Origin of the sequence: Shewanella decolorationis S12, assembly GCF_000485795.1 — a bacterium.
In the GTDB taxonomy this organism is placed as follows: domain Bacteria; phylum Pseudomonadota; class Gammaproteobacteria; order Enterobacterales; family Shewanellaceae; genus Shewanella; species Shewanella decolorationis.
In genome coordinates this window covers 102,293-125,479 of sequence record NZ_AXZL01000073.1, presented here as the reverse complement: position 1 = coordinate 125,479, position 23,187 = coordinate 102,293, and the positions used below count along the sequence as shown (strand labels likewise).

General features: G+C 48.3%; 15 protein-coding genes. 8 read left to right on the top strand and 7 right to left on the bottom strand.

Annotation, left to right across the window (positions count from 1 at the left end; all coding sequences use genetic code 11):
- Window positions 1-59 precede the first annotated feature (59 nt).
- Window positions 60-2,507 (bottom strand): TonB-dependent receptor, encoded by a 2,448-nt coding sequence (locus tag SHD_RS16365; protein WP_023268146.1) that lies wholly within the window; start codon window positions 2,505-2,507, stop codon window positions 60-62.
- 834 nt (window positions 2,508-3,341) lie between these two features.
- On the opposite strand from SHD_RS16365, the gene aceB reads away from it, so the two are divergent.
- From aceB to SHD_RS16350, 3 genes are all read left to right on the top strand, one after another.
- On the top strand, window positions 3,342-4,991 hold the full coding sequence (gene aceB, locus SHD_RS16360; RefSeq protein ID WP_023268145.1) for a malate synthase A: 1,650 nt from the start codon (window positions 3,342-3,344) through the stop codon (window positions 4,989-4,991).
- Window positions 4,992-5,125: 134 nt separating this feature from the next.
- Window positions 5,126-6,448 carry an isocitrate lyase gene (aceA, locus tag SHD_RS16355; RefSeq protein ID WP_023268144.1) on the top strand — a complete coding sequence of 441 codons (1,323 nt, stop codon included), beginning with the start codon at window positions 5,126-5,128 and terminating at the stop codon, window positions 6,446-6,448.
- 439 nt (window positions 6,449-6,887) lie between these two features.
- Window positions 6,888-7,256, top strand: coding sequence for an acyl-CoA thioesterase (locus SHD_RS16350; RefSeq protein ID WP_011623516.1), 369 nt, complete (start codon window positions 6,888-6,890; stop codon window positions 7,254-7,256).
- Window positions 7,257-7,310: 54 nt separating this feature from the next.
- Here the strand turns inward: SHD_RS16350 and SHD_RS16345 are convergent, their stop codons facing one another.
- The 4 genes from SHD_RS16345 to yiaY all read right to left on the bottom strand — a co-directional run bounded on the left by SHD_RS16345 (window position 7,311) and on the right by yiaY (window position 11,663).
- Window positions 7,311-7,523, bottom strand: coding sequence for a hypothetical protein (locus SHD_RS16345; RefSeq protein WP_023268142.1), 213 nt, complete (start codon window positions 7,521-7,523; stop codon window positions 7,311-7,313).
- A 72-nt stretch (window positions 7,524-7,595) separates the two neighbouring features.
- On the bottom strand, window positions 7,596-8,894 hold the full coding sequence (locus SHD_RS16340) for an NAD(P)/FAD-dependent oxidoreductase (protein WP_039978562.1): 1,299 nt from the start codon (window positions 8,892-8,894) through the stop codon (window positions 7,596-7,598).
- A 561-nt stretch (window positions 8,895-9,455) separates the two neighbouring features.
- Window positions 9,456-9,821 (bottom strand): hypothetical protein, encoded by a 366-nt coding sequence (locus tag SHD_RS16335; RefSeq protein WP_023268140.1) that lies wholly within the window; start codon window positions 9,819-9,821, stop codon window positions 9,456-9,458.
- A 693-nt stretch (window positions 9,822-10,514) separates the two neighbouring features.
- Window positions 10,515-11,663 (bottom strand): L-threonine dehydrogenase, encoded by a 1,149-nt coding sequence (gene yiaY, locus SHD_RS16330; RefSeq protein ID WP_023268139.1) that lies wholly within the window; start codon window positions 11,661-11,663, stop codon window positions 10,515-10,517.
- 326 nt (window positions 11,664-11,989) lie between these two features.
- Between yiaY and SHD_RS16325 the strand changes: the two genes are divergently transcribed.
- Entirely contained in the window at window positions 11,990-12,466 is a 477-nt protein-coding gene (locus tag SHD_RS16325; protein ID WP_023268138.1) for a MarR family winged helix-turn-helix transcriptional regulator, read from the top strand.
- 59 nt (window positions 12,467-12,525) lie between these two features.
- Here SHD_RS16325 and SHD_RS16320 read toward each other — a convergent pair whose 3' ends face one another.
- The gene (locus SHD_RS16320; protein WP_039978561.1) at window positions 12,526-13,158 is read right to left on the bottom strand and encodes a peptidylprolyl isomerase; all 633 of its coding nucleotides are present in this window, start codon (window positions 13,156-13,158) and stop codon (window positions 12,526-12,528) included.
- 10 nt (window positions 13,159-13,168) lie between these two features.
- Window positions 13,169-13,471, bottom strand: a complete 303-nt coding sequence (locus SHD_RS22125; RefSeq protein ID WP_200862649.1) for a hypothetical protein — start codon at window positions 13,469-13,471, stop codon at window positions 13,169-13,171.
- Between the two features lie 195 nt (window positions 13,472-13,666).
- On the opposite strand from SHD_RS22125, the gene malQ reads away from it, so the two are divergent.
- From malQ to SHD_RS16300, 4 genes are read left to right on the top strand one after another with little or no spacing between them, the layout of a single operon-like run.
- The gene (malQ, locus tag SHD_RS16315; protein ID WP_023268136.1) at window positions 13,667-16,057 is read left to right on the top strand and encodes a 4-alpha-glucanotransferase; all 2,391 of its coding nucleotides are present in this window, start codon (window positions 13,667-13,669) and stop codon (window positions 16,055-16,057) included.
- A 17-nt stretch (window positions 16,058-16,074) separates the two neighbouring features.
- Window positions 16,075-18,312 (top strand): 1,4-alpha-glucan branching protein GlgB, encoded by a 2,238-nt coding sequence (glgB, locus tag SHD_RS16310; protein ID WP_023268135.1) that lies wholly within the window; start codon window positions 16,075-16,077, stop codon window positions 18,310-18,312.
- A complete protein-coding gene (glgX, locus tag SHD_RS16305) occupies window positions 18,309-20,567 on the top strand; it encodes a glycogen debranching protein GlgX (RefSeq protein WP_023268134.1) in 2,259 nt (752 codons plus the stop codon). Before glgB ends, glgX begins: the two co-directional genes overlap by 4 nt.
- Window positions 20,568-20,569: 2 nt before the next feature.
- Complete coding sequence (locus SHD_RS16300; protein WP_023268133.1) at window positions 20,570-23,083, top strand: glycogen/starch/alpha-glucan phosphorylase; 2,514 nt, start codon at window positions 20,570-20,572, stop codon at window positions 23,081-23,083.
- The last annotated feature ends 104 nt before the right edge of the window (window positions 23,084-23,187 follow it).

Genomic DNA, 23,187 nt, shown 5'->3' with positions numbered 1-23,187 from the left:
GCTAAAACAACAAGAGAGCCTATGGGCTCTCTTGTTGTTTATGGGCTTAAGGAAAACGCTTAGAAACTGTAGCTATATTGCAGTTTCACATTACGCTCTTCGCCTGGCATGCCGCCGAGGAACATGGCTTTGCTGTAATAGTCTTTATTGAATAGGTTGTTGATATTCAATTGTAACTTCCAGGAGTCGGTGGCATAGCTGATGGCAGAATCCACTAAGGTGTAGCTCGGCACATAACCATCTGGGATACCAAATGAGCTTGAGTGCGTGCTTCTATCATCCACATACTTGGCGCCTAAACTCAGCTCAATTGGGCTTGTTAAGGCAAACCAGTCTGCACCATAGGTTACCCAAGCACTCGCGGTAACATAGGGCACACCTTTTTGGCGGGTGTCGTAGTTGGCTTTGTCATTCGGGTTTTGTTTATCCCTAGCGTCTTGATACATGCCGTTGAGGTTGATGCGCCAGTTATCGTTTAAGTGGGCATTGAGATCCAACTCGACCCCTTGGGTATCTTCGCTACCATCGTAAAAGTACACGGGCACATCGGCACCTGACACGCCAGCGTTATAGTCTGGGTTGTTGTAAGGCACATTAGTGCGTGAGCTTTTAAAGAACACTAGTGATGCCAACATTTGATCATCAAAGGCTTTAAAGCGCATGCCGAGATCGTTACTGACGGATTCTGAGTCTTCGCGGTCGGTATTTTCCCCAGTGATAGAACCTAAAATGCTATAGGCGGTGCGACCTTTTGAGTGATTGACGAAAAATGATAAATCATCAATGGGCATATAAGTTAAGCCCAAGTTGTAGGTCACGCCGTTATCTTTGCTATCTTCCTCAGGAGTGGGGCTCGCTTGACTCGCGCTGTAGCGCTCATCCACACCTAGGTGTTCATAGCTCTGTTTGATTTCGTTAAAGGCCACGCCAACACGGGTGGTAAAGCCATAACCTAGATAACCCACATGTTGCACGCCTAGGCCCCAAGCGCTGACTTTTTTATTGTAGTTGGCGGTTTTGAGCGGATCGTAGTCGGCAAATTTACCCGTTCCCCAATTTGGATTGCGGATATCGTAAATGTACGGTAGCGAACCACGGTAAATCACTTCGCCTTGTTTGTTTTTAATGACTTGGTCCGCATCGTAAATCGAGAATTGCTCGAGGCGAATGTTGCGGTCTTCGTAGTTAGCATTCACCAGTAATTCGTTGTCGATATTGCCGATTTGGAAGTCGTAACGTAGATCGGCAAAATACTGCCATGAGGTTTCTTCGGCATCGAGTTGGCGGTATTCCTGGCGTCTAGCGGCAAAGGGATAGAGCACACCATTTTCAACCAGTGGCGCGCGGGGATCGGCGTTTATCTTGCCTTTGTTATTCCAGTACACATAGTTGTAAGCCCCTGTTTGACGGGCAAAACCTGTAGTGTAGTCGCGATATTGCAACTGCTGGTTGAGGAACAGATTATCGGTAAAGTAGATATTGTGGGTCAGCTTGAACCTTAATTCTTCACCTTCATTATCTTTTGCCATGGGAGAAATTAATCCCGCGTCTCCGAAGGAGTAGGGAGTTAAACCATCACCACTGGCGAGTGATGCCGCTAATTGCTGACGCTGCTCGTCGGTTAGCTGTATGCCTTGACCCTTAGGATCGTTAATCAAATCTTGCCAAGTGACTTCGCCCGCGGTTTTGCCACCGACAGAATCGGCATTGTAGATACGGATTGGATGGCCGATGGAGTCAACGGCAATGGCGTCTTTAATATACGCGCCGGATAGCATCAGATCTTGGCTATCACTTAATACCCACTTGAGTGAGCCGAACACTTCATCACGGTCGGCGCCTAAATCTCGGTAACCTTCACTGCGGGCGGTTTTGGCGACTAAGCGGTACGCAAGATCATCTGTGATCCCACCCGTACTATCGATGGCGAAAGAGTAGGTATCCCACTGGCCAACTTCTGTGGTGAATTTGTGTTTGGACTCAAATTGCGGTTTCTTCTCAATCAGGTTGATCACGCCGCCCGCGCTGCCCATACCGTAGAGCCCAGTAGCTGGCCCTTTTAAAACCTCAACGGATTCCACATTGGTTAGGGAGCGAGTGGGGTTAAAGGTGTTGCCAAGGCCTGCACCGCCATACATGCCGTCATAGGTGTAGTTCGCGCCGAGGCCGCGAATGACCAAGTTATCCCCAATGCCGTAGTTATTGCCTGCTTGAGTCACCCCGCTGATATTGCGGATCAAGTCCTGCAGATTATCGACTCCTTGGCTGTTAATCAGCTCCTGGTCAACGATAACAACCGCCGCAGGTGTTTCCATCAAGGACATATCTGACTTAGTCGCAAGTCCTGAGTTTTTCACCACGGAGTTTTGTCTGCCGTACACCGTTATACGTTCGATGTTTTCATCGCGAGCAGAAGCTGTGTCATCGGCGTTGGCTGTGTGTGGTAAAGCACTGAGGCAGGCGAGTGTTATAAGTGATAAGCGAAATACTGGCTGTAATACTGGCATTGAAAGTCCCCCAATCAGAAAGGTCGCGAATGATAATGATTTTCATCTACTTTGCAACCCCTTGTTTGGCACTTAAAAGGCCATGAATCTTGGTTATCTTTACATATGAAATACGGTTAACTGCGTTGGGTATAAAGACCTTCACTATCACCTGTTGCCCTCACTTGAAGCAACACGTGGTCAGAATTCTAATTTGTTTCATTTTTTTTATAAAAAAGTGATTTATTTTTTGGGTTAACCATATCGACTGGGCTTTTTGATCGAGATACATAACCCGTGATCCCTGTCACTCATCCCTCATTGTGTTGACACTTTACGTAAACGTAATAGTTAAACGAGTGTTTAAATTTGTTGGGTGTTTCATTTTTGTTAACTTGTTGTTTTGGTTAGTTTTGATTGCTTTCCTTTAGATGGAGTTCAAAACGCTGCTTGTTTTCTACTTAGGTCGAATAAGGGGTAAATGCTGTATATTTAAGTTTTCATTGTGTAATTAATTTACGTATAAAATTACATGTTGTCTGAAGTGGTAAAGTTGTCAGACAAATTTCACCTCCCAAAAGATCACAATAACCATTAAAGATAAAAGTTGTTTAAAAACATGTTATTGCTTTATAAGCCCCGCTTTGGTCAGACCAATTTTTGATGTTTTTTGGTCAAATGTTTTAGCGGTCATGACACTTTTGGATAGTTGCAAATACAAATGTTTGTCTGTAAGTTTTGGTTCTAAACGAACATTTGAATGTTTTGCGGCGAATGTTTGTACATGTTACCCATGTCTTTACTGGTAATGAGTCGTAAACGAGCAAGAGTTTTGCCTCTTGAGAGGGTGAGAAGATGACGGAACAAACTTTAAGTGAGCAGCAATTGAATTCGGCACAGAATAAGACCACTGCGAATGGCACGCTGACCATAGTGGGAAATACTATCCCTGGCCAAGAAGTGATTTTTACCGAAGGTGCGCTGGCGTTGCTTGAGTCACTTTGCCGGGAATTTGCAGCAGAAGTGCCCACCTTACTCGCCAAACGTAAAGATAGACAAGCGCGTATCGATAAAGGGGCTTTACCTGACTTTTTACCCGAGACTCGTGCTATTCGTGACGGTGCATGGAAGATCCGTGGCATTCCGAATGACTTACTCGACCGCCGTGTCGAAATCACCGGTCCCGTTGAACGTAAGATGGTGATCAATGCACTCAATGCCAATGCCAAAGTGTTTATGGCGGATTTTGAAGACTCTTTAGCACCAAGCTGGCAAAAGGTGGTTGAAGGTCAGATTAACCTGCGTGATGCCGTGCGCGGTGAGATTGAATACACAGCGCCTGAAACCGGTAAACATTACAAGCTAGGCCCAAATCCTGCGGTATTGATCTGCCGCGTACGTGGCCTGCACTTAAAAGAGAAGCATGTTGAATTTAACCAGCAGTCCATTCCCGGCGCGTTATTCGACTTTGCGATGTACTTTTACCATAACTATCGCCAATTGCTGGCGAAGGGCAGTGGTCCTTACTTCTACATCCCTAAACTCGAGAGCCATATCGAAGCGCGTTGGTGGGCAAAAGTGTTTGCTTTTGTGGAAGAAAGATTCTGCCTACAGCCTGGCACAATCAAATGTACTTGTTTGATTGAGACCTTACCCGCGGTGTTTGAAATGGACGAAATTCTCTATGAATTACGCTCAAACATTGTCGCGCTCAACTGTGGTCGCTGGGACTATATCTTCAGCTATATCAAAACATTAAAGCGCCATAGCGACCGCGTTTTACCGGATCGCCAAGCGGTGACCATGGATACGCCTTTCTTAAGTGCCTATTCAAGACTGCTGATCAAAACCTGCCATAAACGTGGTGCACTGGCGATGGGCGGCATGGCGGCCTTTATTCCAGCTAAGGATCCCGCTCAGAACGAAACTGTGTTGCAACGGGTACGTAAGGACAAAGAGCTTGAGGCTCGCAATGGCCACGATGGGACTTGGGTCGCTCACCCTGGTCTTGCTGACACGGCAATGGGGATCTTTAACGAATACATAGGCCAAGATCATCAAAACCAATTACATATCACCCGTGATGTGGATGCACCGATTCTCGCCGCAGAGTTACTAAAACCCTGTGATGGTGAGCGCACTGAGCAAGGGATGCGCCTGAATATTCGCATCGCTCTGCAATACCTTGAGGCGTGGATTAGTGGCAACGGTTGTGTGCCGATTTACGGATTAATGGAAGATGCGGCAACCGCTGAAATCTCCCGAGCCTCGATTTGGCAATGGATCCAACATGGTAAGTCACTCTCAAACGGTAAGCTTGTCACTAAACAATTGTTTAAGGACATGCTGGTAGAAGAGTTAGCGAATGTGAAAAAAGAAGTGGGCGGTGACAGATTCACCCACGGTAAATTTACCCAAGCGGCAGTATTGCTTGAGGATATTACCACTTCGGATGAGTTGGTCGATTTCTTAACCTTACCCGGTTACGAGATGCTAACAGCTTAATTTCAAATGCTTTAACAGTTAATGCGTTTTATGGGATGCGTTATGGCGGTGGATATCGCCAATTAAACCAATGGGCAGGGTGACGCTGTGGGGCAGCGTCACTTGCTACAACACCACACGAAAGGAGTGACATTATGACTAAGGCAACACAGACTTCACGTCAGGCACAGATTGACGCGATCAAAAAAGATTGGGCAGAGAATCCACGTTGGAAAAACGTACGTCGCCCATACACTGCAGAGGAAGTCGTGGCACTTCGTGGTTCCATTGTTCCTGAGAACACCATTGCCAAACGCGGTGCCGCTAAACTGTGGGATTTAGTCAACGGTGGCGCAAAAAAAGGTTATGTGAACTCCTTAGGTGCACTGACTGGCGGCCAAGCGGTACAACAGGCTAAAGCGGGTATCGAAGCAATTTATCTGTCTGGTTGGCAAGTCGCGGCAGACGCTAACTTAGCGGGCACTATGTACCCAGATCAATCCTTATACCCAGCAAACTCAGTGCCTGCGGTCGTTTCACGCATTAATAACTCCTTCCGCCGTGCTGACCAAATCCAGTGGAGCAACGGAGTTAATCCGGAAGATGAAAACTTTGTCGATTACTTCCTACCCATCATCGCCGATGCGGAAGCAGGTTTTGGTGGCGTACTGAATGCGTTCGAGTTGATGAAGTCGATGATCGATGCGGGCGCCGCTGGTGTGCATTTTGAAGACCAATTAGCTTCAGTGAAAAAGTGCGGCCATATGGGCGGTAAAGTATTAGTGCCAACCCAAGAAGCGGTACAAAAGTTAGTTGCAGCGCGTCTTGCTGCTGACGTGAGCGGTGTTGAAACGCTGGTTATTGCGCGTACTGATGCCAACGCTGCGGATTTATTAACCTCTGATTGCGACCCATATGATCGTGACTTTGTGACTGGCGAGCGCACTAGTGAAGGTTTCTACCGCGTGAAAGCGGGTCTGGATCAAGCGATTTCTCGCGGTCTGGCCTACGCACCTTATGCGGATTTAATCTGGTGTGAAACCGCTAAGCCCGATTTAGAAGAAGCACGCCGCTTTGCTGAGGCAATCCATGCTCAGTACCCAGACCAATTGCTGGCCTACAACTGTTCACCTTCGTTCAACTGGAAGAAAAACTTGGACGACGCGACGATTGCGCGCTTCCAGCAAGCGCTGTCGGACATGGGCTACAAGTACCAGTTCATCACTTTAGCGGGTATCCATAACATGTGGTACAACATGTTTGACCTGGCTTACGACTACGCTCGTGGTGAAGGTATGAAGCATTATGTTGAGAAAGTTCAAGAGGTTGAGTTTGCGGCAGCGAAGAAAGGTTACACCTTCGTGGCGCATCAACAGGAAGTGGGTACAGGTTACTTCGACCAAGTTACCACAGTGATCCAAGGCGGTCAGTCTTCTGTGACTGCGCTGACTGGTTCGACCGAAGAAGAGCAGTTTTAAGCGAAGCTTGTCGTTTAATTAAAATGTTGTACCCGTAAGATGTTGTACCTGTAAACCCTGTGTTTAGCTGCATTGCAGCTGTTGTCCCCGTGCAGTTCGCCTACATGTGCTGCACGGGTTTTTAAGTCAAACCTTGTGACTTAACTTCCTACCCAGTCAATACATTGCTTGCCTGAGCTTGGCGACTCTCTGAGTCGCTATTTTTTTATCTAATTACCCAGTCAATACATTGCTTGCCTGAGCTTAGCGACTCTCTGAGTCGCTATTTTTTTTATCTAATTGATTATTCTGGTGCAACTCTGACTCGAGTTGGTGCAAGTTTTTAACCGTTTTACAAAGAGTTAATGCTATCTCATTGTTATTCAATGGCTATTTATCTTGGCCTAAATAATGCTGTGAATTGGCTGTAAAACTTGGCATTCACAGTGAGGTCACCGTCATGAAATATTACAGTCGTCGTTTAGTCAAACCTGAGCATTTAAATCCTGCAAATACCCTCTTTGGCGGCCAGTTATTGAGTTGGATTGACGAGGAGGCGGCCATCTTTGCAGCATGCCAGATGAAGAGCAGCAGCCATGTGACTAAGCTGATTTCTGAGATCAATTTTATGACGCCGGCGCGCCAAGGGGATGTGTTGGAGTTTGGCTTGGAACTTGTCAGCCTTGGGCACAGTTCCATTACGGTCAGTTGCCAAGTGCGTAATAAGATGACGCAAGCGCCTGTGGTCAGTATCGATAAGATGGTGTTTGTAAACGTAAATGCACAAGGGTTACCAGTCCCTCATGGTATTCGTGCTAATGCGGCATAATGCCTTGAGCTTGATAAGACCTTAAGCTTAATAAAACAGAGTGACGCATGGGCGTCACTCTGAGTCTTTAGTGAGATCTTCTTTGACCGATTTCACCGCATCCCGTGAAGCATGACCAATGGCTTTGGTGGTGTCGCGGGTGGCGTGACCAATCTCTTTTGTCACGTCCTTAGTGGTGGTACCGATAGCGCGACCCGCATCTTTTAAATCAGCACATGCCGTGGTGGCAAGCAGTAGAGGCAGTATCAACAGCGTCGCTTTTGTCATTGTGTTTATCCTAAAACTAACGGGTGCCTCGCAAGATACCAAATAGTTACGCAAAACGCCTTAATAATCTTGCTAATGCAATTTGAGATGGGGATGAATAATGCGACTGATACCTTTTGCAAACATTAAAAGGCTGCCTTTTACCACTCCGTGCAGTTCAATTAAATGTCGCCGATAGAGAGAAGTGTAAACAAAGCGAGCGATTTTGCCTTCTACCATCACACCACCTCCGATAAATGACAGCAAGTTGCCCACGGTATGAAATTTCGACAGATTAACAAGCGACCCAAGATCTTTATAAACATACTGATGATGTGCGTCTTGTCCTGCAAGCAGTAGCATAATATTGTCGGCCGTCATGAGTGCCATTTGTCGTGCCGATTGCCCCCTTGGTGGAACAAAAGTACCGTTGGGTTGTGGGCAAGCAGCACAGTCACCAATTGCAAAAATATGCGGATCGCGGCTGGTTTGCATATTTTGTTTTACCACCAACTGGTTGATATGGTTGGTTTCAAGTCCGCCTATTTCTTTCAGAAAATCCGGTGCCTTTACCCCTGTAGACCAGATCACTAAATCGGCGGGGATCATTTGCCCATCAGTTGTGGTCAGCCCCGTTTCATCCACCTGATTAATGCGTGTTTCAGTCATAACCTTAACGCCGAGCGCGGCTAATTCTTTGGTTACTGAGTCTGAAATTTCACGCTTTTCTACTTTAGGTAAAATTCGTTTATCAGCTTCAATGAGGGTGACCTCCAAAAGACGTGAATCGATGTTATAGCCAAACCCGCGCAACTGATCCACGGCATGGTGCATTTCCGCAGACATTTCGACCCCAGTGGCCCCCGCACCTACAACAGCAATTTTAATTTTATCGGCCAGCAGGCTATGGCTGGCATAACGGAGAAACTTATTCAGCAAAATTTTACGGATTGCCATTGCTTGCTCTGTATTATCAAGAAATTGGCAATGCTCACGTATGCCTGGAATGCTAAAGTCATTAGCGATGCTGCCAATGGCGACCACTAAATAGTCATAATCAATATGACGAGATGGGAGTAGTACATCACCTTTATCATCACAAATCGCTGACAGCACTACTTGCTTGTTTTGTCTATCGATATCCGTCATTGCGCCCTGCTGAAAATGGTAACCATGGGCGGCTGCATGGCTTCGATAGCTTAAAGCGTCGATACCGACATCGAGTGCGCCAGTCGCAACCTCATGGAGTAATGGCTTCCAAATATGGCTTTCTGCGCAATCGATTAAGGTCACTCTTGCTTTGCCCTTACGCCCCAGTTTATGGCCTAGCTTAGTTGCAATTTCCATCCCGCCAGCACCACCTCCTACGATAACAATATTTGCTATAGCCATGCCGATTATTCCTGTATGTTGAATGATTAGATTGTGCTGCGGAAAAGGTTTTGAAACAAAATAGTAACCTTGGCCTCGCGTCTCAAGCAATGAGACAAAATGACGTAGATAAGCTAGGTTTTTATTTTATGTAATTGATTTTATTGTTTTTATTTTTATTGCTTGAGCAGGTTATGACATCTTGTAGCGCGCAAAGTGTGACGCACTTCATGACAGTTATTTGATAACTGTGCGCTAGCTCACTTGTTGTCGGTGGCTATTTCATCAAGTGGGTTTATCTGCCGAGATTGCGATTCAGTTGTTTCTGGCTAGGCATGGAAGGTCGCTAGCGCGCCGTAAAGTGCTAGACGAAAAGATAAGGTGAAAATTCGATATTGTTTTTGTTTGGGCTCTTAAAGAGCAAGGGCCACAAGGAAGATGAGTTGAAATGTCCCTGTAGCCCTATGATGTGTTGAGGTACTGATATGAGTGTTTACCTAACACTGATTTTGCATAATAAATGGAAACTCATTTGGCCTAAATCGTCGCCGAGTATTGATTTGTCTAGATAGCCGAATAGTGTTATTCGAGCTTCGCCAGACGTTGCTGATAGTCCTGAATGAGATGCTGCATAATTTCTTCAGGAGCGGCATCATCGCAACAGGTATCGAGGAAGATTTTAAAGGTGACGAGCGCGTGACCATCATTTTTAAGCCTATCGCTTTGCATCGAAAAGTAGGCTTCTTCATTGTCGGCTTTGCGGACTACAAACTTACTGGTTTCAAAGGATTTACTGCCTGAGAGTTCGTGCCATTTGGTGATACGGTTTAAGGCAATTTCACTGGATTGGTTTAATTCGATGTGGTTTAACCAACTCACTGGATGTTCGGGATCTTTGTAATGCGGACATCTAACTGTGTAGTTATATACATGAGTAATTGCTGTCATAGCGTACCTACCTGTTGAGGATGTTGCTGCCATCATAGGCATCGTTTTTGAATTCGGTCAATCATTAATTGCGCTGATATCGCTCGTGTTAAATCACCGTTTTTACAAGTATTTTTGTATAAAAATGAGCCAGTTAATTCATTTCCTTCAAGTGTTATTTAGCATGAGTTTTTAACGAATAACTATGTGCTAGCTCTCAGTTTTGCACTCAAATTCGTTTTTGCTTAATTACTGCGCAATAAAGCAGCAAATAAGTGAGCAGATTTGAATGGCACGATAAGCCATTAAACATTAGCAAATTATGTAGGAAGTGCATCGGGATGGGGATAAATGGACAGAGGCCCATTCGTTAGAACGGGCCTCTCAGCTGGCTTCATCTTTTGCAGGGAAAAAGCGAACTGGAGCCAGTCTAGCTGATTTGTAACAGCATGTAACCCACTAAGATCACGTTTTTACGCTATTGGAGCTATTTTTCGATCTATGGGATCCCAACTGCCGAAGATTAAGGCGCTACGGTGGTTTTTACATTATGGCGTAGTGCTAAATTGGCTGAGTCCGCCTAAAAGAAAGGCCCAAACAAGATCCCTTGTTTGGGCCGATTCTATGTCGTTAGCTTGCGCTAGCCGAACAACATCCTGTCAATGGGCGCGCGACAGACGGCGTTAATGCGTATGGTCTATAACGCGTATTGGCTTATAACGCGTTAGTGAAGATCTGGCAGATCTCTTCATGGGTTGCCTGCTTAGGGTTAGTGAAACCACAGGCATCCTTTAAGGCGTTCTCGGCCAGAGTTGGAATATCTTCCGCTTTAACCCCGAGTAAGGTTAGGTTTTCTGGAATGTGTACCGCAACAGATAGGGCTTTAATCGCGGCGATTGCCGCCGCAGCACCTTGCTCATCGGTCATATTGGCTACATCGACACCCATCGCCTTGGCGATATCTTTTAAGCGATCTGGTACCACTTTGGCGTTGTATTCTTGCACATGGGGTAATAACAGGGCGTTACATACACCATGGGGCAGGTCGTAGAAACCGCCTAATTGGTGTGCCATGGCGTGCACATAACCTAAGCTGGCGTTGTTAAAGGCCATTCCCGCTAAGAATTGCGCATAGGCCATTTGCTCACGGGCTTCGATATCTTGGCCTTGTTTTACCGCATTCACTAAGTTGCCTTGAATAAGTTCAATGGCCTTAATAGCGCAGGCATCGGTAATTGGGTTCGCTGCGATAGACACATAGGCTTCAACCGCATGGGTCAGCGCGTCCATGCCTGTTGCAGCCGTGAGGCTCGCTGGTTTTTTCAGCATCAGCTCAGGGTCATTCACTGACAGTATTGGCGTGGTGTGTTTATCGACAATTGCCATTTTGATATGGCGAGCTTCGTCAGTGATGATACAAAAACGGGTCATCTCGCTGGCAGTACCAGCGGTGGTGTTAATGGCCACTAATGGCAGTTGTGGCTTAGTGGATTTATCTAAGCCTTCGTAGTCTTTGATGCTACCACCGTTAGTTGCGACGAGGGCGATACCTTTTGCGCAATCGTGTGGTGAACCACCACCTAATGAAATCACGAAATCACATTGATTGGCTTTTAATAGTGCAAGACCCGCTTCAACGTTACCGACAGTTGGGTTAGGTTGTACGCCATCAAACACGGTTGAAGTAATGCCGTTTTGGCCGAGTTTTTCCGCCACTTCACCGACTAGACCAATATTAACTAAAGGTTTATCCGTCACGATTAACGCGCGTTTAAAGCCTAAGGTTTTAATATCACCGATAGCGTCATCGACGGCGCCTTTACCTAGTACGTTGACTGAAGGAATAAAAAATTTTGCAGCCATAAGTTCACCTATTTGGTTGTAGATTAAATTTGTTTCTTTCTGGTGACCAAACTACCAATTAAGGGGTCGTCAAGTTGTGATCTAGATCGGCTTAGATAGATTACTGAGGGTAAATTCCCACTAAAGTTGGAACTGGGTAACTAAATAATGAACTTTTATGACAGAGATTAAGGTTTGCATACGCTATGTTTTTTAAGAGTTTTTTCAGCTTTCACTTGTTTAGTTAAACTCAGATTGTTACACGATAAACTACCCACCAAGGTGAGTTGTGGCTGCGTTTCTGGTAAGGTGCGGCCGTTGAGGTGATGAGGAGTAAGCGAAGTACGATGGAAAAATATGAACAACTGCTGATTTCACTGCGCCGCGTGATCCGCGCTATCGACATTCATTCGCGGCAACTCAATAAACATTCCGGCTTGACGGGGCCGCAGTTGATGGTGATGCAGAAAATTGCCCAACTCGACGCTCCCTTAGCTAAGCAGGTGGCCGAAGAAATCACTCTTAGTCCCGCTACTGTGACGACAATTATTGATAGGCTTGAAGGGCGGGGATTAGTGATCCGCAAACGCAGCGAGTCCGATAAGCGTAAAGTCCATCTGTATTTAAGTGAGGCGGGTCACGCATTATTGCAGGAATCGCCTAAACCGCTTCAGGAACACTTTATTAAGCAATATCAAAATCTTGAAGAGTGGGAGCAGAGTCAGCTACTCTCATCGGTGGAGCGAATTGCGGCCATGATGGATGCCGATAAAATTGATGCAGCACCTATGCTGTTGGTGGGTAAAATTCAAGGGGACGAATAATCCCCTTTCGGTCTTAAATAATACAAAAGCACTGTCTATACAGTGCTTTGTTGTTTTGGTTAGGCGGCGGGGCAGTTAGTTTCCGTCACACTATTAATCAAAATTTCATTCACTGGTGTGTCGCTAAAACCGTTGCTGGTTTTGGTTGGCACAATGCTTATTTGATCCACCACATCCATCCCTTCGACAACTTTACCAAAAACAGCATAACCATAGTTGCTCGTCGAAGCATCAAGCTGCGGATTATCTAACACATTGATAAAGAACTGTGATGTCGCTGAGTCTGGCACTGTGGTACGCGCCATTGCGATTGTGCCACGTTTGTTGCTGATGCCGACGGCGGCCTCGTTTTTAATTGGCGCACTGGTTGGTTTGCTCTGTAATCCCGTGGTGAAACCGCCACCTTGGATCACAAAGTTATTGATGGTTCTGTGGAATAAGGTGCCGTTATAGAATGACTTATCGACATATTGTTTAAAGTTCTTGCCCGTGATCGGCATATGGGTGAGGTCGATGGCTAAGGTTAAATCCCCCTTTGTAGTACTCATTAAATAACAGACATCGGCGCTTAAGCTCGGTGGGGTCGGGTCAGGTTTGGGGATATTGGGAGTGAGCTCATCTTCGCCACCGCCGCAGGCAGTGAGGGCTATGCTCAAACTGCTGGCGAGTAAAAGTCCCGTAAATCTATTCATATCAATTTCCTTATTTTTGCGTCGTTCGCCACGCCTCTGCCTGCTTGGATAATGTAAGTGGGCATAGGTAAATGTTGCGATTAAGTGTTGTTTTTGTTTTGTGCGCGCATAGTGACAGAGCGATGAAGGGGATTTCAACATTAAAAATGTAATTGATACAAAGTGTTGCAGCTAATGGCTGATGCTGGCGTTGCTGCTTGAGTGGCGGAGTCAACTTCAGCGCAGCTTCTAGAACCTGTCCTCGAAGATTACACACTGTTTTGCTTGCGCCATTTAAGCGCGTTGCACCTTTTTTAACCACTATCTGCTTCAAACTAGTGCGTTGATAAGATTACCCCAAGGGCAATGGCTGGGGTAATGAAGAGGTATATTAGATTCAAGATGCTGATTTATAAGTTTTCTTTGTTGTCATCTGGCTGACACAAATCTGTCTTCATGCTGTTATTTTGCGCTGGCATGGTTACTGCCTATCTAAGGCTATGGATGAGCAGTCGCGGGGGCGACAAATATGGGGCTGGATAAGTTGCTGTATTTGCGGGGCGTGGGAGCAGACTTTACTGACTGCTTCGGCAAGTACATCCGCATTCCCGAGGCTGACAGGCAAGGGATTTTGACCTGTATGTTGCAGGAGAAAAACACTCAGGCCTGCGAGGCAAAGGATGAACCATTAACGAGTTTACTCAATGGTGACGAGCTTGACGCTCAAGTGTATCAACTCGATGCTCACCATTGGACACAAGTGTTGCCGGCGTTTCATTGGTGCTATGTCGACGAACCTTGGGTCTGCCTGTATTTACCTCAATCTTACCGTGGCGATCTGCTGCTCACCTTTACCTGTGAAAAAGGGGACAGGGTTATCCTCGAGGTACCGTTTTCGGCGCTAAAACCGATCGGGGATTACCGTATTCAGGCGCAGGAGTTGGCGAAATTTGGCACTAGCCCCTTTGCCAATGAGTGTCAGTTCCTGCAATACCGTCTTGACCTCTTAGGCCATGAGTTTTATTGCCGTGATGTGGACGATACCAGTGAGCCATATATCGATTCAGAGACTCGCCGTTCATGGGAAAATGTTAGCACCGCGCCAAATACATCTGACAATAAAGACAACTTAAGTGATTTATCTTGCCTGGGGCTTGGGTACCACACCCTGAGCGTCAGTTTGCTTGGGCTGGCGGATGATCAGCAAGGCGTATCAAGTGCAGGAACGTCAGCAGCAAGTATATCTTCTGCAAGCAAGGCGACTGAGTTCCATGGCACTTTTATGGTGGCGCCGAGAACCGCCTATCAAGGGGTGATGAGTGCTGTGGCTCAAGGAAAGCGCCATAAACCTTGGGGCGTGAGTCTTCAGCTGTATAGCCTGCGCAGCGAAAGCCAATGGGGTATCGGCGACTTTGGCGATTTAGAGCAACTTATTGGTTTAGTGGCCGAGTATGGCGCCGATTTTATTCAACTCAATCCATTACATGCCTTAGATATTGCCGCGCCGGAACATCCGAGTCCCTATAGTCCCTGCGATCGTCGAAGGCTTAATCCGCTGTATATTCATTTACCTAGCGTGCCTGAATTTGAGTCATTAAAGACGGAGTTTGCGGCGAAGGAATGGCAAGAAGCCATCTCCCTACTCAATGCGGAGAACTGGCTCGATTATCCCAAGGTGAGTGAACTTAAGTACCGCGCATTTGCACGTTTATACACAGTCTTTTGCGAACACCATTTACAGCCCAACACACCCAGAGCGCAGCGGTTTGAGGATTTTGTAGCAGAGCAGGGCGCGCCGCTCAGGGAATTTGCCCAAGCTGAATCGCTACGCAGTCCAAGGGCCATCGCACAGGATGAAGGCTTTTATTTATACCTGCAGTTTGTGGCTGAAGATCAACTGCAATTGTGCCAACTCAAAGCCAAAGAAGCGGGGATGGGTATAGGGCTTATCCGCGATTTAGCCGTGGGCGCAGCGTTGCAGGGCGTTGAGGTCCAAGCCAATTCGCAGCAGTTTTGCTTAAACGCCAGCATAGGCGCACCGCCAGATCCCTTCGCGCCGCAGGGACAAAACTGGGGTCTCACGCCCCTCGATCCCGTCAAACTAAAGCAGCATCAATATCGTCATTTTATTGAGCTGACTCGCGCCAACATGACCCACTGCGGTGCGCTGCGAATCGACCATGTGATGGGACTGCTGCGACTCTGGTGGTGGCCACTAGATAAGCGCCTCGGCCATGGCGCCTATGTGTATTACCCGGTCGAAACCCTGTTGGCGATTCTCTGCCTTGAGAGTCAACGTGCTCGCTGTGTGGTGATTGGTGAGGATTTAGGCCTAGTGCCGCCCGATATTATTCATCGCCTGTATCAGGCGGGGATCTATTCCAACGAGTTGTTCTACTTCTGCAAAGACCATCAGGGCTTTAAGCCACCAAGCCATTATAAGTTCCAGAGTTTGATGATGCTGGCAAACCACGATGTACCGACCTTAGTGGCTTGGTGGACGGGCAGCGATTTGCACCTGAGGCGACAACTCGAACTACTCAAGACAGATGATGAATTGGGAGAAGCGCTCGCCGGACGTGAGCAAGAAAAACATCAGCTCGCGCAGTGCTTAATCTCCCGAGGCTTATTGCCGGAGACAGATATTCAACAGATTGATATTGAAGATTTATTAACGGCGTGGATGCCCTTTGGCGCCTCGGGCAACAGCGCACTTTACAGCGTGCAATGGTGCGATCTGCTAGGGGACCGCCATGCGGTGAATATCCCCGGCACTTGGCTCGAGTACCCCAATTGGCAGCGGCGATTGCCCATCAGCCTAAGTGAAGCAGCTGGTAGGCCTACGCTGGCTAAGCGTTTGCAACGCATTGCTGCGGCAAGACATTTGCCAGAAACGGCTGCGCATACAGATACCCTTTGACTAAAAATGGAAGCCAAATGATGACTCAAGCCCAGACTTACTTCTATGACGGTAGCGATGTCGCGCTGTTAAACGGTCAATATACGGATGTGTTTTCCCTGCTTGGTATGCACAGTATCAACGAGGGCAAGGCCTTGGTGGTGCGCTGTTTTTTACGCAATGCCCAAAAGGTTGATGTGATAAGTCTTAAGGATGGCCGCAAGGTGGCGAGCCTTGAGCGCGTCAATGAGGCGGGGCTATTTGCGGGTACGCTTGGCAGACGGGTTAAGCCCTTTTTGTATGCGCTACGGGTGACTTATCCCCTCTGTGAGCTGGATATTATCGATCCATATCAGTTTGGCTCGCTCCTCAATAGTGAAGATTTATACCTTTTTGGCGAGGGGAGTAGCGAACAGGCCTATCGCTTTCTCGGTGCCAACTGGCGCCAAGTTGATAGCGTTGAAGGCGTGCATTTTTGCGTATGGGCCCCCAATGCTAAACGAGTCTCTGTGGTGGGGGATTTTAACCACTGGGACGATACTCGCCATGTGATGCGCCAACATCTGGCCAACGGCTTGTGGGAGATTTTCCTGCCTGCTGTTGCCGAAGGCGCGCACTATAAGTTTGATTTGGTTTATCAAAATGGCGAGCGCCACGCCAAATCTGACCCGATGGCGACCCAAATGGAATGTGCGCCGCACAATGCCTCCATAGTGCCGAAAAAACACCAACACCCGTGGGCAGATTCACAATGGATGCACAAACGCGCGACCACGGCTTGGCATCGCGCCGCTATGTCTATCTACGAAGTGCAGTTAGGCTCTTGGCGCCGAAAAGGCGAGTTTGGTGAACAATATTTTGATTATCAAGACTTAATTGAGCAGTTGATCCCCTATGTGAAGGAGCAAGGTTTTACCCATATCGAGTTGATGCCAGTCAGCGAGTACCCCTTCGACGGCTCTTGGGGGTATCAACCCGTTGGCCTGTATGCGCCGACCCATCGTTTTGGTGATGCTAATGGCTTAAAGGCCTTTATCGATGCCTGCCATCAGGCCGACATTGGCGTGTTACTCGATTGGGTCGCGGCGCATTTCCCTAAGGATCCCCACGGCCTTGTGCGTTTCGATGGCACTTGCCTCTATGAGCATGAGGATCCGCGCAAAGGCACACACCCCGATTGGGATACGCTGATCTATAACTACGACCGCGGTGAGGTGCGCAGTTTTCTGCTCAGCAATGCCTGCTATTGGTTGCGGGAATTTCACTTAGATGGGCTAAGACTCGATGCGGTGTCATCCATGTTGTACCTCGACTACAGCCGCGAACCCGGGCAATGGCTGCCCAATGCCTATGGCGGACGGGAGAATTTAGAGGCAATTCATTTTCTGCAAATGTTGAATCAACGTTTGTATCAAGCCTTCCCTGGCATTTGCATGATAGCCGAAGAGTCAACCGCCTTTGCGGGGGTGACTAAGCCGACAGATAGCGGCGGACTGGGGTTTGGTTTTAAGTGGAATATGGGCTGGATGAACGACAGCCTAAGCTACTTGGGTCGCGATCCCATTTATCGCCAGTATCACCATAACCAGCTGACCTTTAGCCTGATGTATGCCTATTCTGAGCAATTTATGTTGTCGATAAGCCACGATGAAGTAGTGCACGGCAAGGGCTCTTTGCTGCATAAAATCCCCGGTGATGATTGGCAAAAATTCGCCACCCTCAGGGCCTATTACGGCTTTATGTGGGGGCATCCGGGCAAAAAACTACTGTTTATGGGCAGCGAGTTCGCCCAGCGTGACGAATGGAACCATAACCATAGTCTCGATTGGCATTTGCTTGCTTTTGAGCCCCACCAAGGCGTGCAGCGCTGGCTTCGGGATCTGAATCGGCTTTATCGACAATTCCCCGCTTTATCTGTGCTCGACTATGAGTCGCAGGGTTTTCGCTGGCTCGACTGTGACAATGGTCGTGACAGTATTTTTAGCTTTGTTCGCTATGGCGAGGGCAGTGATGTGCCCTTGGTGTTTGTGGTGAACATGACGCCCACTCTGCACCAAGGATTTCGTATCGGCTTGCCCCAAGGCGGGGATTTTTGTGAGTACCTCAATAGCGACAGCCATCTCTATGGTGGCAGCAATCAGGGGAATGCGGGCAAGGTGGTTGCCGAAGATTTACCTTGGCAGGGCATGGCATCGAGCGCGTTGATCACTGTGCCGCCTCTGGGTTGCTTAATTCTCGGGCCCGCGACGGATGCGCCAAGAGATACCAGCCTATGACGAATCCCGTGCCTGTAAATGCTGATGGCTCAACCGCGTATAACCTAAGTGCGGGGCAGCCCTTTCCCTTGGGGGCGACGGTCGATGATGGCGGGGTGAATTTCGCCCTGTTTTCGGCCCATGCCACTGGGGTGGAGTTATGTCTGTTTAATGCCCGAGGCGAGGTGGAAATTCAGCGCATCGCCTTGACGGAGCAGACCCAGCAGATCTGGCATTTGTATGTGCATGGACTGAGTGCCGGCCAGCTTTATGGCTACCGTGTTTATGGTCCCTACGAGCCGCAATTAGGCCACAGATTTAATCCGCATAAGTTGCTATTAGACCCTTACGCTCGCCAGCTCGTGGGACGCTATCACCACCATATCGCCAACTTTGGTTATGAGATTGATAACCCCAACGAGGACTTATCTTTCAGTACCTTAGATAACGCGGACTTTGTCCCCAAATGCAAAGTGGTCGATACTCGCCCTCTTTTGGATGCGGCTAAGGCGCATGCTATTCGGCCTCTCTTGAGTAAGCGTGAGCCACTTCCGCTTGAGCAGTGCATTATCTATGAGATGCACATAAAGGGGTTTACCGCACTGCACCCTGAGATAGATGCGCCGCTGCGTGGCACCTTTGCAGGTCTCTCCTCCCAAGCCGCGATAGATTACTTAGTTAATCTCGGCGTAAATTGCGTCGAGTTACTGCCTGTTCAGGCATTTTTCTCCGAGCCTTTTTTACTTGAAAAACAGCTATCTAACTATTGGGGGTATAACAGCATTGGCTTTTTTGCGCCTGAGCCGAGTTATCTCTCGAGTGAGGATATCGCTGAGTTTCGTAACATGGTGGATGCACTGCATGGCGCGGGTATCGAAGTCATTCTCGATGTGGTCTATAACCACAGCGCTGAGGGTAGTCGCCTCGGGCCGACCTTTAGCTTTCGCGGTATCGACAATCTGAGCTATTACCGCCTGCATCCAAATGATAAACGCTTTTATATCAACGATACCGGCTGCGGCAATACCTTAAATCTCAATCACCCGCGCATGTTGCAGTTGGTGTTAGATTCGCTGCGTTACTGGGTTGAAGTGATGGGGGTCGATGGTTTTCGCTTCGATTTAGCCGCTTGCCTTGGCCGTGAAGCCTATGGATTCGACCCTGGTAGCGGTTTTTTTGATGCGCTGCTACAAGACCCCGTGTTGTGCAGAGTGAAGCTGATTGCTGAGCCTTGGGATATTGGCCCGGGTGGGTACCAGCTGGGTAATTTCCCGGTAGCCTTTAGCGAGTGGAATGACAGATACCGTGACACTATGCGGCGTTTTTGGCGCGGCGATCATGGCATGTTGCCCGAGTTTGCGCGGCGTTTTCATGGCTCAGGGGATTTCTTTGAGCACAGCGGTAGGCCTCCCGCCGCCAGTATCAATTTTTTAACCAGTCACGATGGTTTTACCCTCAAAGATTTAGTGAGTTATTGCGAGCGGCATAATTGGGCCAACGGTGAAGAAAATCGCGACGGTCACCACGAGAACTTCAGCCATAACTACGGAGTAGAAGGCGACACTGACGACGCGACCATTCTTGCTCTGCGCGCCCGCCAGCAACGCAATCTATTGACTACATTATTCCTCTCCCAAGGGGTACCTATGTTACTCAGCGGCGATGAGACGGGCCGCACTCAAGGCGGGAATAATAACGCCTATTGCCAAGATAACCCATTGAATTGGTTCGATTGGTCAGCGGACGGTATGGATAGCTCATTACTGAGTTTCACCTCACAGCTGATTGCCTTGCGTAAACGCTTCCCGCTGCTGTGCGCCAAATGTTTTATCCATGAGCAGCTAGTGGCCAATGCCTTCAATTGGTCGCCTGAGGCATCTTCACCTCAAGCATCAACCCCTGTCTCAACCCCATCGGGGGCAAGGCTGGATTGGTTTAGCCGTCAAGGTGAACCTATGAGCAAAAGCCTGTGGAGCGAGTCCATGGGGCGCAGTCTTAGTGTGGTGTTATCGGGCAATTTAACTGCCACTCAGCCGCAGACTCAGGGTGACAGCCTTCAAGCGCTGCTGTTGATGGTTAATGCCGATGAGCACCCCTTGGCCTTTACCCTGCCGGTTTTTGACGGTTTAGGGCCGTGGCAATGCCTGCTGCATACCCAAACTGATCCACAATTTTTAACTCACACTGAGCCGCTGGATGCTCAGTCCTCACCGACGCGATATTTGCTACAGGATCGCAGTCTTATGCTGTTTCATGCTGATTTTATAAGGAATTAACTATGAGTCATAACAGTGAGCTGAGCCCAAATACCAGCGGCGTTACTCCCAAAAAACGTTCAACGAAGACGGGTGAAAGTAAGAGCAAAACCGCTCACGAACCCTGCGAGCCCTGTGATGCCTTGCCCGCTTCTTTTACTCGCCATGTTCGCTATGGATTAAGCCGCGGTGAAGGGGCGCGTGGTGAATTATTTCAAGCGCTGGCTCTGAGCGTAAAAGAGCAAATGCTGGATGATTGGCGTGAGACGCGCATCAAAGATAGCCGCTATGACAACAAACAAGTGGCCTATTTATCACTCGAATTTTTAATGGGCAGAACACTAGGCAATGCCTTGTTAAACTTAGAGTTAGAGCAAGATAGCCGCGAGGCATTAAGCCATTATTCTGTTTCCCTCGAGGAGATAGAAGAGGCCGAACATGACGCTGGCTTAGGCAATGGTGGCCTTGGTCGGCTTGCAGCTTGTTTTCTCGATAGTTGCGCCAGCATGGACTTATCCGTTACTGGGTATGGCATTCGTTATGAATACGGCATGTTCGCCCAAAAGATAGTTGATGGTTATCAGGTTGAGCGCCCTGATCGCTGGTTACGTGAGGGAAATCCATGGGAGGTACGTGTACCGCACCATAATGTGACGGTAAAGTTCTTTGGTCACACCGAATCCTATGTCGATAAACAAGGGCGCAGGCACATGATTTGGGTTGATACCCAAGATGTGCTCGCCGTGGCCTACGATATGCCTGTTCCCGGTTATCGCAATGGTCGCGTGAATAGCTTAAGACTTTGGAAGGCTGAAGCCACCGATGATTTTGACTTAGCAGAATTTAACCAAGGGGATTACACCGAGGCGGTGGCGCGCAAAAATCTCGCCGAGCAGATCACTATGGTGTTGTACCCCAACGATGCCAGCGAAAACGGTAAAGAGTTGCGGCTGCGTCAGCAATATTTTTTGTCTTCCGCTAGCTTACAAGCAATTTTAAAACGTTGGGTGCATCACCATGGCAATGATTTCACTCATTTTGCTGAAAAAAATGTGATGCAATTGAATGACACCCACCCAAGTATTGCGGTTCCCGAGTTAATGCGGCTGCTGGTGGATGAATATGGCCTCGAATGGGACGCCGCGTGGGCGATCACCAGCCACACTATGGCCTATACCAATCACACATTGTTGCCCGAGGCGTTAGAGCGCTGGCCCGTGCGTATGATGGCGCTGATGTTGCCGCGAATTTTAGAAATCATCTATGAAATCAACGCCAGATACCTCGATTTAGTTGCCCACCACTGGCCGGGGGATGGCGCTAAACTGGCCAGCATGTCGATTATTCAAGATGGCCCCGATCCCCACGTGCGCATGGCCTACTTAGCCATAGTGGCGAGCTTTTCGGTAAACGGTGTGGCGGCGCTGCATACCCAGTTATTAAAGTCGGGCCTGTTTAAGGATTTTTATAGCCTGTGGCCGGAGAAATTTAACAATCGCACCAATGGTGTGACCCCAAGACGTTGGTTAGCCCACTGCAATCCTTCACTCGCCAAACTGTTAACTAACCATTTAGGCAAAGGTTGGGTGACGGACTTAAGCCAACTGACGGCGCTCAATGCCTTAACCCAAGACGCCAGCTTTATCCAAAAGTGGCGTGAGGTGAAGCAAGCCAACAAGGCGGTGCTGGCCAAGATGATCGCTAAGGAATGTGGCGTCGAGTTTGACCCTTCAATGCTGTTTGATGTGCAGGTTAAACGGATCCACGAGTACAAGCGTCAGCTACTTAATATTCTGCATGTGATTCACCTTTACCATCAAATCCAGCAGGGGCATACAGAGCATCTGGTGCCACGCTGTGTGCTGATTGGTGGCAAGGCGGCGCCCGGTTACTTTATGGCGAAACTTATCATCAAACTCGCGAGCAATGTTGCCCATATGGTTAACTGTGATCCTGTGGTGGCGCCGTATCTGCGTTTTGCGTTTCTGCCCAATTACAACGTCAGTGCTATGGAAAAAATCTGCCCCGGAACCGATGTCTCCGAACAAATCTCCACCGCGGGTAAGGAGGCCTCTGGCACGGGCAATATGAAGTTCATGATGAACGGCGCACTCACCATAGGCACCTTAGATGGCGCCAATATCGAGATGCTCGAAGAGGTGGGCGAGGATAACTTTTTCCTCTTTGGCCTTAACGCCGAGCAAGTGTCGCAAATGCGCTGTGATTACCAACCGCAACGGATTATCGCCGAGTCCCAGGCCTTATCCGAAGTTATGGCTTTACTCAAGAGCGGCCATTTTAACCTGCTCGAACCGGGGATTTTCGATTCTATTATCGCCTCGATTGAAAGCGCGGACGATCAGTGGATGACGGCGGCGGATTTCGACAGTTATCGCCTCGCCCAAGAGGCTGTGGCTAAGGCCTATAAAAATCCTAAAAAGTGGACGCAAATGAGTATTCGCAACACGGCGGCCAGCGGTCGCTTCTCCAGTGATGTGACGATTGCTGGCTATCGAGATGATATTTGGAAACTGTAACGGAGAGATTAATGAGCAAAGGAATGCGCAGTGGAATGCAATGCTGCGGCCTTAGGGCGGCAGGGAAGAGTGGTTGTGAAGCAATCGGCACTGATGTGCTATTT